10 protein-coding genes are annotated in these 12,169 nt (G+C 41.3%); 4 read left to right on the top strand and 6 right to left on the bottom strand.

Annotation, left to right across the window (positions count from 1 at the left end; all coding sequences use genetic code 11):
- Positions 1-30: 30 nt before the first annotated feature.
- Complete coding sequence (locus DBR11_RS15620; RefSeq protein ID WP_108553590.1) at positions 31-519, bottom strand: Fur family transcriptional regulator; 489 nt, start codon at positions 517-519, stop codon at positions 31-33.
- A gap of 63 nt (positions 520-582) precedes the next feature.
- Entirely contained in the window at positions 583-2,796 is a 2,214-nt protein-coding gene (locus DBR11_RS15615; RefSeq protein ID WP_108553589.1) for a bifunctional (p)ppGpp synthetase/guanosine-3',5'-bis(diphosphate) 3'-pyrophosphohydrolase, read from the bottom strand.
- A 240-nt stretch (positions 2,797-3,036) separates the two neighbouring features.
- Between DBR11_RS15615 and DBR11_RS15610 the strand changes: the two genes are divergently transcribed.
- From DBR11_RS15610 to DBR11_RS15595, 4 genes are read left to right on the top strand one after another with little or no spacing between them, the layout of a single operon-like run.
- Positions 3,037-3,654, top strand: a complete 618-nt coding sequence (locus DBR11_RS15610; RefSeq protein WP_108553588.1) for a DUF4294 domain-containing protein — start codon at positions 3,037-3,039, stop codon at positions 3,652-3,654.
- 6 nt (positions 3,655-3,660) lie between these two features.
- The gene (locus DBR11_RS15605; protein ID WP_108553587.1) at positions 3,661-4,158 is read left to right on the top strand and encodes a glutathione peroxidase; all 498 of its coding nucleotides are present in this window, start codon (positions 3,661-3,663) and stop codon (positions 4,156-4,158) included.
- Between the two features lie 17 nt (positions 4,159-4,175).
- Positions 4,176-4,892 carry a bacillithiol biosynthesis deacetylase BshB1 gene (bshB1, locus tag DBR11_RS15600; protein ID WP_108553586.1) on the top strand — a complete coding sequence of 239 codons (717 nt, stop codon included), beginning with the start codon at positions 4,176-4,178 and terminating at the stop codon, positions 4,890-4,892.
- 46 nt (positions 4,893-4,938) lie between these two features.
- Positions 4,939-6,300: an acyl-CoA dehydrogenase family protein gene (locus DBR11_RS15595; protein ID WP_108553585.1), complete on the top strand. Its 1,362-nt coding sequence runs from the start codon at positions 4,939-4,941 to the stop codon at positions 6,298-6,300.
- A 13-nt stretch (positions 6,301-6,313) separates the two neighbouring features.
- On the opposite strand, the gene DBR11_RS15590 is transcribed toward DBR11_RS15595, so the two are convergent.
- From DBR11_RS15590 to DBR11_RS15575, 4 genes are all read right to left on the bottom strand, one after another.
- Positions 6,314-6,721 carry a hypothetical protein gene (locus DBR11_RS15590; protein ID WP_108553584.1) on the bottom strand — a complete coding sequence of 136 codons (408 nt, stop codon included), beginning with the start codon at positions 6,719-6,721 and terminating at the stop codon, positions 6,314-6,316.
- Complete coding sequence (gene lat / locus DBR11_RS15585; protein WP_108553583.1) at positions 6,721-8,052, bottom strand: L-lysine 6-transaminase; 1,332 nt, start codon at positions 8,050-8,052, stop codon at positions 6,721-6,723. Before lat ends, DBR11_RS15590 begins: the two co-directional genes overlap by 1 nt.
- A 201-nt stretch (positions 8,053-8,253) precedes the next feature.
- Positions 8,254-11,019 carry a hypothetical protein gene (locus tag DBR11_RS15580; protein ID WP_146186552.1) on the bottom strand — a complete coding sequence of 922 codons (2,766 nt, stop codon included), beginning with the start codon at positions 11,017-11,019 and terminating at the stop codon, positions 8,254-8,256.
- Positions 11,020-11,146: 127 nt separating this feature from the next.
- Entirely contained in the window at positions 11,147-12,022 is an 876-nt protein-coding gene (locus tag DBR11_RS15575) for an AraC family transcriptional regulator (RefSeq protein WP_108553581.1), read from the bottom strand.
- Positions 12,023-12,169 lie beyond the last annotated feature (147 nt).

The raw sequence follows: 12,169 nt of genomic DNA, 5'->3' as shown, positions 1-12,169 counted from the left end.
ATTTAAGAAAATATTATAATTGGATATTTATTAATTAGCATGTTCTGTTTCAGCCTTTTCATTTACCGCCGATTTTGCTTTGCAATCAAAGCAAACACCGTAAAGGTTTAAAGAGTGGTGCTTGATATCAAATTTAAGCAACTCTCCAACCATACTTTGGATCTGATGGATCCGCGGGTCACAAAATTCAACCACTTTACCGCAATCAATGCAGATGATATGGTCGTGCTGATGATAGCCATAAGACTTTTCAAACTGGGCCATGTTCTTGCCAAACTGATGTTTGGTCACCAGATCGCAGGAAACCAATAATTCCAGCGTATTATACACCGTAGCCCTGCTTACCCTGTATTTCTGATTTTTCATATGGATATAGAGGGTCTCTACATCGAAATGATCGTCTCTTGAATAGATCTCTTCCAGTATAGCAAAACGTTCAGGTGTTTTTCTAAGGGCTTTATTTTCGAGGTAGGCTTCAAATATTTTTCTAACCAACTCGCTGTTGTGATTTGTAGACATAGTTTTCAAACTCCTTTCAAAGGTATCATTTTTCTAAATAAAACTTAGGATTTATTCCTAATTTTAGGCATCAAAGCGCGTCACTCCGGTTACGCCCCGAACTTCCAGTAAATTTTCAATCAGTTTATCTAAGTGCTCTTTATCATTTACATAGATCATAATCGAACCATCAAAAATTCCATTATCTGTGTCTACAGTAATAGAACGCATGTTTACCTTGAAATCGTTCGAGATAACCTTAGTGATGTTATTGATTAAACCCACATCATCAATTCCAATAATGTGCAGGCCGGTGAGGAAAGTCAGTTCTTTTTGGCGGTTCCATTTTGCTTTTACAATCCGGTAACCATAGTTGGCCATCAGTTGCGCTGCATTCGGGCAATTGGTCCGATGGATCTTGATCCCTTCACTTACGGTTACAAAACCGAAAACATCGTCTCCGGGTATCGGGTTACAACATGCTGCCAGGTTATAATCTATCTTTTGCAGATCCTCCCCAATTAACAGGATATCAGATTCCGGACCTTTTACCTTGCTCAGCAATGCTTCAATCTGCTGGTGGTCATTTTTTTCAGGCGTGCCACTGCGGTTCTCAATTTCCTTTTCTGCTGCCAGGTAATCTTTAAGGTCTTTCAATTCAATTTTGCCATTGGCAATGGAAATGAAAAGCTCCTGAGTCGAGGGCAATTTAAAGAAATAACTCAGTTTGTTCAGGTTATCTGTATTGTAAGTGATCTTCAGCGATTTCAATTTACGCTCCAGGATTTCCTTACCCTGTTCGGCAATTTTTCTCTTTTCCTCTTTTAAAGAAGATTTTATTTTAGACTTGGCTTTTGCAGTAACCACAATGTTCAGCCAATCTTCTTTTGGAACCTGTTTGCCAGAGGTGATGATCTCCACCTGGTCACCATTCTGTAGTTTATGGGATAAAGGAACCAGTTTATGGTTCACTTTTGCGCCAATACATTTTGCTCCAACATCTGTATGAATCTCGAAAGCAAAGTCCAGAGCGGTAGCACCCAAAGGCAATTGCAATAAAGCACCTTTAGGTGTAAAAATAAAGATCTCATCAGAGAACAGGTTCATTTTGAAATCATCCAGGAAATCCAGTGCATTAGCTTCCGGGTTGTTCAGCATTTCCCTTACTTTCAGAATCCATTGGTCTAAACCATTGTCATTGCTCGATTCCTTGTATTTCCAGTGTGCGGCGAAACCTTTCTCCGCAATTTCATTCATCCGCTGTGTACGGATCTGGACCTCCACCCACTGACCTTTAGGCCCCATAACCGTTGTGTGGAGGGATTCGTAACCATTTCCTTTTGGCGATGACACCCAGTCGCGCAGTCTGTCCGGATTTGGCCGGTACAGATCGGTAACAATGGAATAGGCTTTCCAGCAATCGGCCTTTTCATGCTCCGGCGGACTGTCCAGGATGATCCGGATGGCAAAAAGATCATATACCTCCTCAAAAGGGATGTTTTTCTTTTTCATCTTGTTCCAGATGGAGTGGATGGATTTAGGCCGTCCAAAAATATCCGCTACCAAACCCTGTTCTGCCAGGATTTCATTGATTGGCTCTACAAATCTTTTAATAAAAAGGTTTCGCTCTGCTTTTTTCTCATTCAACTGGGTGGCTATATACTTATAGGTATCGGGCTCCAGGTATTTCATAGACAAATCTTCCAGCTCAGATTTAATGGCATAAAGCCCAAGCCTGTGTGCCAGAGGTGCATAGAGGTAAATGGTTTCAGAAGCAATCTTCAATTGTTTCTGTCTTGGCATAAAATCCATAGTCCGCATATTGTGCAGACGATCGGCAAGCTTAATCAGGATCACCCTTACATCATCTGCCAGGGTCAGTAGCATTTTTCGGAAATTTTCTGCCTGGAGTGAGCTGTTGTAATCAAAAACACCTGAGATCTTGGTTAAACCATCAATGATCTTGGCCGTTTTCTTTCCAAATTCTCTTTCGATGTCCTCAAGGGTAATATCTGTATCTTCAACAACATCATGCAGCAGGGCACAAACAATAGAGGTGGTACCCAATCCAATTTCTTCTGCGGCAATCTGGGCCACAGCAATAGGATGGTAGATATAAGGCTCCCCAGATTTTCTCCTCATATTTTTATGGCTTTCCAATGCCATATCAAATGCTTTCCTGATCTCCTTTTTATCCCCTCTTTGTAATGTTGGCTTACACGCACGCAAAAGGGCCCTGTATCTCTTCAGGATTTCCTTCTTTTCTGCTTCCAGATCTATCACCAATGTGTTCTTCATTTGTAGGTTCTTTCTTTTTATTCTATAGAAGACCATCGGCATAAGCGCTGTATATCGTGTGTTTTCAGCTTCGTTCCGATGGTCTTCAATTGTATTTTTTTCGTAATAATTACTGCGTGTTTTCCGTTAAAACGCTATATTAGTTAGTTAGGTGGCCATCACCTTTTCTGAGCACAAAATTAGAAGTTCAGATGGAACCTAATATATAAAATTGCTTTAACTTTGCAGGAGTATAAATTTATGAAATTTTATAGGTTATTTATTCTGTTAATTGTCATTATTACAGGCACTACTGCAAAGGGCCAGGAGACAACTGCGCCGGTAAAAATGCCGGTGCTGGGAAAGAATGATACCATTAAAGTAGCCGGGACCAATGTCGACGGGGAAATGATTCCCTGGATGTCGCTTAAAGAAGTGGTGATCTATGGTGAAAGGATCTTTAAAACGCCAGAAGAACGTACGGCTTTTAACCGCTTAAGGTATAATGTACTTAAGGTCATGCCATATGCACTGTTTGCTAAAAGGCGCTACGAACAACTGGAAAAAGATCTGGCCTTAACTTCGGATAAAAAAGAGCAAAAAAAACTGGTCAAAGCCTGTGATCAGGAAATCAAGCAAATGTTCAATAAAGAGATTAAGGAACTCACCATTACCCAAGGGCAGATCTTAACCAAGCTGGTAGACCGCGAGCTTGGCAGGACAACTTATGATATTGTAAAACAAACCAAGGGCGGCTTTACCGCATTTTTATACCAATCTGTGGCCAGAGTAGTAGGTCACAATTTAAAAAGTACATACAGTCCAAGCGAAGACCGGGATATAGAATCCATAATCATTTCTTCTGGCTATTATCAATAAGACCTAATGACCGATCATTCCAAAAGTATCCATCAGTTTAAGGTGAAACTCCTTAATGGTTTAGAAAAGAACCTCTCCGCCTATAAAGATAAAGTCCTGCTGGTGGTCAATATTGCTTCTGCCTGCGGTTTTGCTCCACAGCTTAAAGAATTGCAGGAGTTACGGGCAGAATTAAAGGATAAAGGATTTGAGATCTTAGCCTTTCCTTCCAATGATTTTGGCAGACAGGAACCCCTGGAAGGCGAGCAAATCAGTGAATTTTGTCAGGTAAACTATGGTGTCGAGTTTCCGGTCTTTGAAAAGATCATGGTCCGGGGCAATCAGGCACACCCCATTTATAAATTTCTTTCAGACAAAAAGCTCAACGGGAACCTGACTTCTACCCCCCGCTGGAATTTTCATAAATACCTCATCAATAAACAGGGCGAAGTGGTCGACTACTTTTTTCCCTTCACTAAACCCATGTCTTCTAAAGTGAAAAAGAAGATCATGCGGTTGTTATAAAAAAAACAGATTACATTATGAAGCTAGATATACTGGTTTTTGCCGTACATCCGGACGATGCCGAACTGGGCTGTTCAGGTACGATATTAAAACATATTGCCTTAGGAAAAAAAGTAGGCATCGTAGATTTTACCCGCGGAGAGCTGGGGACCCGCGGATCAGCAGAACTCCGGGACGAAGAGGCCGCAAACTCTGCGAAAATTCTGGGACTGCATGCCAGAGAAAATCTCCGTCTTAAAGATGGTTTTTTTAAAAATGATGAAGAACACCAGCTGGAACTCATTAAGATGCTCCGCAAATACCAACCTGAAATCGTATTTAGTAATGCCCTTCAGGATAGGCATCCGGACCATGGAAGGGCAGGAGATCTGGCTAATGATGCCTGTTTCTTATCCGGATTACCAAAGATCAAAACGGAATTGGACGGAAAGATGCAGGAAGCCTGGAGACCGAGACTGAATTTTCAGTACATACAAGATCATTACATTCGCCCAGACATTATTGTAGACATTACACCCTATATAGAGACCAAAATTGCTTCCATCAAAGCCTTTAAAACACAGTTTTTCAACCCGGAGCACCAGGAGCAGGAAACCTATATTTCCTCGCCTGAATTTTTTGAAAGCGTGATTGGGCGGGCCAGGGAATTTGGCAAATCGATCGGAGCTACTTATGGCGAAGGGTTCACCAGCCGTAAATTGCTGGGTGTAGACAATCTTTTCGATTTAAGATAAATCCAACAAAACCTCATAGTTTCTGTTTTTACTAAAAACAGAAACTATGTCTAATCTTTTCTCCTCTTTAAAAAATGCTTATCGTCTGTTTAAGCACGTAGATTTTCAGAAACTCGAAGAACTCTCTAAAAAGGTTGATCTCCCCAAAGTAGTCGACTCCTTTTCTCATCTTGATGAAACCCAGCTCAGCGGCTTAATGAAAATGCTGGGATCTCCCTCCAAAAAAAGAGAATTACCGCCTATAGAAGGTGATTTTTATCATCTGGGTGATGAAGCTTTAAAAGATGAAGACCGCGCACTTCAGCTCAAAGTGAGGGCCTTTCTGGAAAAAGAAGTGAAGCCTATTGTCAATCAGTATTGGCTTAAAGCCGAATTTCCATTTGAGCTGATCCCTAAAATAGCGGAACTGAATATTTGCGGTTTGACCTATACAGGGTATGGTTGTCCTGGACGTTCTAACCTGATGGAAGGTATGCTGGCTATGGAAATGGCCAGGGTGGATACCTCGATCTCGACCTTTTTTGGTGTCCAGAGCGGACTGGCCATGGGTTCCATCTATCTATTGGGATCAGAGGCGCAGAAGCAAGAGTGGCTGCCTTCTATGCAACAGTTTAAAACCATTGGGGCCTTTGGCTTAACCGAGCCGGAGGTAGGCTCAGGTGCTGCAGGAGGCTTAACCACGACAGCAAAACGAACTGGTAATACCTGGGTGCTGAACGGACAAAAGAAGTGGATTGGAAACGCTACTTTTTCAGATGTCACCATTATCTGGGCCAGAGATCTCGACGATAACCAGGTAAAAGGTTTCCTGGTCAGAAAGGGAACCAAAGGTTTTGCTGTAGAAAAAATACAGGATAAAATGGCGCTTCGTATTGTGCAAAACGGACTGATTACCCTAACCAACTGTGAGGTAAATGAAGAAGACCGTTTGCAGGAGGCCAATTCCTTTAAAGACACAGCAAAGGTGCTGCGGATGACCAGGGCAGGAGTAGCCTGGCAGGCTGTTGGTTGTGCAAGAGGGGCTTATGAAAGTGCATTAGCCTATACCCGGACCAGAAAGCAGTTTGGTAAACCCATTGCTTCTTACCAGCTCATTCAGAATCATTTGGTTGAAATGCTGTCTAATCTGACGGCGATGCAAACCCTTTGTTTCCGCTTGTCGCAATTGCAGGATCAGGGGATACTGACAGATGAGCATGCATCGCTGGCCAAGGTATTTTGTTCTATGCGAACCCGTGATGTGGTGAGCCGGGCAAGAGAAGTGATGGGAGGGAATGGTATTTTGCTGGAATACGATGTTGCCCGTTTTGTGGCAGATGCAGAAGCTATTTATTCCTATGAAGGAACCAAAGAGATCAATTCACTGATTGTTGGACGGGCCATTACCGGCTTCTCTGCTTTTGTTTAAAAAGCAAAGCCCTTTAATGATTAAAGGGCTTTTTTAAAAGACTTACATTTCCCATTGCGCTTTTTTCATAAAGTGCAATACAGGAAATATTATAAACAGGATCAAAATTCTCTTTTCCGGGCTGGAGTTTCGTAGGTACAGGTTTCCCTTCGGGGAAGAAATAGACCTTTGTATTCCCGCCTTTGTGGTGTGGTTTAAAATTGCCGTATTTTTCCATTTCAGCCCCTGTTGTATCTTTTACGGTGACCACAAACACGTATTGGACTGGTCCAGTATTGTTTTCATTTCTGTATCTGGCCACTTCTTTGAAGCCCCCTTTCAGATCGCCTGCGCCGGGTTGGAAAAAAGTTCCTTTCAGCATCCATGCCACCAGCACCAATACCAAAATCCCAAGAATAATTTTAGTCCTGCTTTTGTTCATTATAAAGAAGGTAAAATCTGCTCCATTACCGCTACACCCTCGTCAATATGTTGTTTTTCTATACATAAAGCTGGGCGGAAACGGATGGTCTGATTGCCGCAACCCAGGAACATGACATTTTTGTCCATCCCTTTCTGAATAAAAGCATTGCGCATATCCTTGCCCGGGAAATCAAAAGCGCATAAAAGTCCTTTACCCCGTACATTGCTGATTTTGTCGCATTTGGAGGCCAGTGTATGCAATTGTTCTTTCAGGTATTGTCCAACCTCTGCAGCATGGTCGCAAAGCTGGTCTTCCTGTACAATCTGCAAAATTTGAGTAGAACGAACCATATCTACCAGGTTACCACCCCAGGTCGAATTAATTCTCGAAGGAATTCTGAACACATTTCCTTCTATCTGGTCTACTTTATCACCTACTAATATACCGCATACCTGCATTTTTTTGCCGAAAGCAAGAATATCCGGGCGTGCTTTTTCACTGTAATGCTGATGGCACCAGAATTTACCTGTTAAACCAACTCCTGTTTGTACCTCATCATAGATCAGGAAAGCTTCGTTTTCATCAGCAAGGGTCTTAAGCTGAATTAAAAATTCCTCTCTTAAATGGTTGTCGCCCCCCTCAGATTGTATGGGTTCAATAATAATGGCACAGATCTCATCTTTGTTTTCTGCAAAGGCCTGCTTTACCTGGGCTATAGAAATTTCTTCAGTATGTACAGCAAGTGCCAGGTTATCTCCTTCCAGTGGGAATTTTATGGTGGGAACAGATACCCTTGGCCATTCAAATTTAGCAAACCATTTGGTCTTGTCCGGCAGTGTATTGGTTAAGCTTAAGGTATAGCCACTGCGGCCATGAAAAGCTTTTTCAAAATGTAAAACTTTAAAACCTTTCTCTTCCTTATAACCTTTTGCAAAGTTTTTCTGCACTTTCCAGTCCATCGCTACTTTAAGTGCATTTTCCACGGCTAAGGAACCTCCCGCAATGAAAAAAGCGTGTGGCAAATAAGAAGGAATACCAATTTTAGAAAAAGTATCAACGAATTGCGCGTATTGTTGTGTGTACACATCAGAATTAGACGGATTGGCGATGGCGGCAGCTAAAAGATTCTTTTTAAAAGCCTCATCATTGATCATTTTAGGGTGGTTGTATCCTAAAGGAACAGAGGCAAAGCAAGTGAAAAAATCAAGTAGCTTACGTTCATACTTCGCATCATAGATATAGGCACCCTGACTCTTGTCCATATCGTAGGTCATATCATAACCATCGGCTAAAATATGTTTTCCTAGAACTTCATTCACTTCGCCTGGTGCTACGGTTAGCTGGTACATAGTTTTTATTTTTGGTATGTGTCAAATGTAATAAAAACCCCCTAATTAACAAATCTGGGCACTATTTGAACTCAAAAGACAAAAACTAGGTTTAAACTGTTTAAAGTATGATTTTGTAATGGAATCAGTTTTGGTCTAACAAATGTGGATAAGTTTCCTTCCTTCATTTATATAAAAAATCAATTGATTCCGGCTTTTTTCTCATTGGCCAATCACAATTTTTTTTCTTTGCGTCCCTAAATGTCCCTGTAGATCTGTTCCCTCTATAATAAAGGTGTAAGTGCCTGGATTGTCGGCAGCAAAGAAGCTGACTTTCGCCTTCCCATGCTCATCAGTAATGATATTGGGTGCCCAGAATACAGTAGAACGGATATCAGTCTGGTCTGCCTGACTATTTGGTGCATACTTTGGGGAGTAGAAGGCTTTAGGCAGGGTAAAGGCCATAGGTCTATAAACATAGGTTCCAACACTCTTTTTCAGGAAAGGGCCTTTGCCACCCCGGGTAGTCACTTCTATGAAGACATGGTCCCAGTGGTGCTCCATTGGGTCAAGAAAGCGTATGGCATAACTCGTTAGGTATTTTCCACTCATCATCACCTCAATCCCTGTAATTTCTTCTGCGTCAAAATAGTCAAAAATATCTTTAAGGTACTGATAACGGGAGGTCAGATCTGTAATGAAAAAATCTGTATTTATCCCATCTACAACCAGATGGACGAAACTGCGATAGACACCATAGTAAGGTAAGCCAGTTTTTGTATTTCGTATCCCGAAACCTTTCAGGTTCTTATTCAGAAGATCTCCCAGACTTGTCTTTCCTTCTTTTTCCAACTGTTCCTCGTCAATGATCAGATCTGCCTGACCAGGACCATTGAGGTTCTTGGAATCTTTAATTATTCTTTTCGTTTTGATCACTACCTCCTTCAGCATATTGCCTCCGGTTTTGCGTAATTGCTCTTTTTTTAGATTGACCTGTTTATTTACAGCTAAATAAGTACTGGTATCTATATTGACAAACCATGGCAGGTCTCGTTTTGTGGCCGAAGTAAAAACCGGGGGCTTAAATTCTTCTACTTCAATCCCTACATTAAAGCTTTTACCCCGTTTGTTTTTTGCGCTGATAAAAAATGAAGCGGTGTCTATTGGGAAAATGCCTTTAAATGTAAAAATGCCTTTGCTATTGGTTATGGTATCTAAAATCAGTGCTGGTTTTTTTGATATTAAAACAATTTCAGATTTGGCCACCGGCTTGTTAAACATGTTGGTTACCTTTCCCTTAATCAGAAACTCTTCCTCGGAAGGATAGGAGAACACTTTAACAGGCTTGATCGCTTCGCTCCAGTCGTATCCGGCCCAGCCCTGGGACAACAGCAGGTGGTCCAGGTGCTGCCATTTATCCGCTTGCCCGACTGCATTTTGATAATATCCAGGTTGTTCAATATGTCCTTTCAGGTCTGATGTTAACAGCAGGTAGGTAAGGATAGATGTTGCGGTAGAATCTGTTTTTACCTGGGCATCATCGGTTACAGCAAGAGAAAAGGTGCCAGATACAGGTTTGCCTTCTTTATCTGTTACCAGGATGTCTAAAGCAACACTGTCCCGGGGCATAAAGCTTGCTTTATTCATGTGGTACTGGATATTAAGCTGATCTCCAAGGTCGTTATAGATCCGGCGTTCATTCCAGGTTTTATGATTTTCGTCGGTCAACAGGAAACGCACAATTCCAGTTGGAAAGATTCTTTTGTCCACTTTATAATTGCATACTTCCTTTTTAAGGTCTACCATGGCTCCCCAGCAGACTATATTTCCGGTCATTGCAATCAGGTAATAATGGCGGCTGGTCATGGCTATACCGGGGCTGGAACGCACCTTTACAATGCAAGAATCGGTGTTAAAGGGGTTAACAACCTGGAGAGTGATTCCCGTTTGGCTAACCTCAGGTAGGGGATAATCCTTAAATGATCCATCTGGCAATTTGATCCTGGCCGTGTAAGGTCCAATATCCTGTGGAACAAAATCAAATGTACCCATTCCAGCGTGTTGGGCATTAAAAACGGCCACTTCCTGCTGTTGGTTGTTGTATACTTTTCCTGCTACGGCCATGCCATAGCCTTGTTCATTGAGCGCTTTGAAAGCTACTTTTGCAGGCAGGCCGCTAACAAGTTTTCCGCCTTCCGGAAGGAATTGAAGATCCATTTTTTCTGGTCTGTTCAAGATTAGAGGCACACTTATTTTACGTTTTTCCTGGCTTTTGCGAAGGTCTTCAATGTTCAACGAAAGATTTTTGGCGCTGGTTTTCTCTGGTAGTTCAAAATCGAGATGCAGCTTGCCATCGGCCAGAGTTTCCGTCCTGGTGTTTAAAAAAGTTTTTTTCTCACTAGTAACAGAAAACCGTATTTCCCTTAAGCCCACCGGGAACTGATCAAATTGTTTAATGTAAAGTTCCACATTGATTTTGCGCTGATGCTCAGCAGATGTCCTGTAGTTGATCAGCCAGACAGAACTATAATTTGCACTAAGGTAAAATTGTTTTTCAAAGACATAGCTTTCTCCAAAATTTCTCATCCAGCTGGTATAAGCCCTCAAGGTGTAAATACCTTCTGGTCTGTCACTATCAATGGGTATATAACCCGTCGTCATCCCTTTGTAGACCGGCACCATAATTCTTTGCAAAAGCCGGTTGCTATCATTGACAAGCTCAAGATAAAGTATTCCGCTTTTTACAGAATAATTTTGAAGAGAAGCCTGGAGTAAATACCCCTTAAACCATAGTGTGTCTCCGGACAGATAAGACGGCTTATCCGTTTGAATATATAGCTTTTCTAAAGCAAGGCTGTCATTATTGAGGTTTATATAGGTAAGAAACTGGTTTAGCGGAGATTTGGTAGATGGCTGAGAAAAGCTTAAGCCTGGAAAGAAAAGCGGACAGCAAAGAACAAAAAACAAGAGTAGACTTTTTGCTTTCATATTGGAGCGGTTATCTGCAGAGTTCAAATCTTTCCTGAAGATATTAAATCCTTTCCAATTAGAAATCATTTTTGCCTGCTCATTTCCATGGAGATAGGAAAGTTGAGTGATATTGTTGTTTTCTTTTTTATATGAAGACCCTGGTTCCTGAAAAGTTTTCCCTGAACTCTTTTGGGGTACAGCGTTTTTTCTTTTTAAACAAACGGTTAAAATTAGAAATGTTGTTAAAACCGCAGTTATACGATATCTCTGCCACAGAATGTGTCGTTTCAATGAGCATCCGGGTCGCATGTCCTAGCCTGATGTCATTCAGGCTGTCAATAAAGGTATTGCCTGTTCTCTTTTTGATGAAACGGCTAAAGGAAACCTCGGTCATGCTAACCAGTTTAGATAAGTCTTTCAGATTGATAGGTTTATGGAAGTTTGCATGCATAAATTCAAAGGCTTTGTCTATCCTCCTGCTGTTGTAATTCAGGACCTGATCATTATTGAATGTTGCATCTGATAAAACGCGCATGCTTTTTGACGTGGACAACTCATGCAGAATGCTAATCAGTTCAAGGACAGAATCAAATCCCTGCAGCTGGTTAATGGCTAATATTCTTTTGTACAGTTTTTCTACGGTTTCTTTTGGGAAAAGTATACCTCTTACAGAACGTTCAAACATTCTCCTGATAAAGGTGAGTTGATTTCTCCTGAGCATTTTGTCATCAAACAGATCTCTGTGCCATTGGATAGTCACTTCAGTGATTTCCTCACTTTTACAATGATGTGTGGTCCATACATGAGAAAGGTTTGGACCAACAAGTACCAGTTCCATATCTGTAATTTCTTCTACATTATCTCCAACCATGCGCTTTGCCCCTGCAGCATTCAGGATCAGGTTCAGTTCATATTCTTCGTGGAAATGAAGTGGGAAATCAAACTCCTTTTTTATCCTGGAAAAGATCGTAAAACAGTCGTTCTGAGTGAGCGGTGTGATTTCTTTAATGATGTTGTTCATAATTAGCAGCGTTCAAAAGTATTATAGATCAGATAAAAGAACATTATAGGCAATATAAACAAAATATGAAGCTATTTAATTGTATGGCGCCTTAAATGGAGTGATATTATAGGATTTATATATTGATTGGTTAAAATAGTATTACTG

The organism is Pedobacter sp. HMWF019 (assembly GCF_003061025.1).
Lineage (GTDB): Bacteria > Bacteroidota > Bacteroidia > Sphingobacteriales > Sphingobacteriaceae > Pedobacter.
The sequence above is the reverse complement of the archived record's forward strand: the minus strand, read 5'-3'. Positions and strand labels throughout refer to the sequence as shown.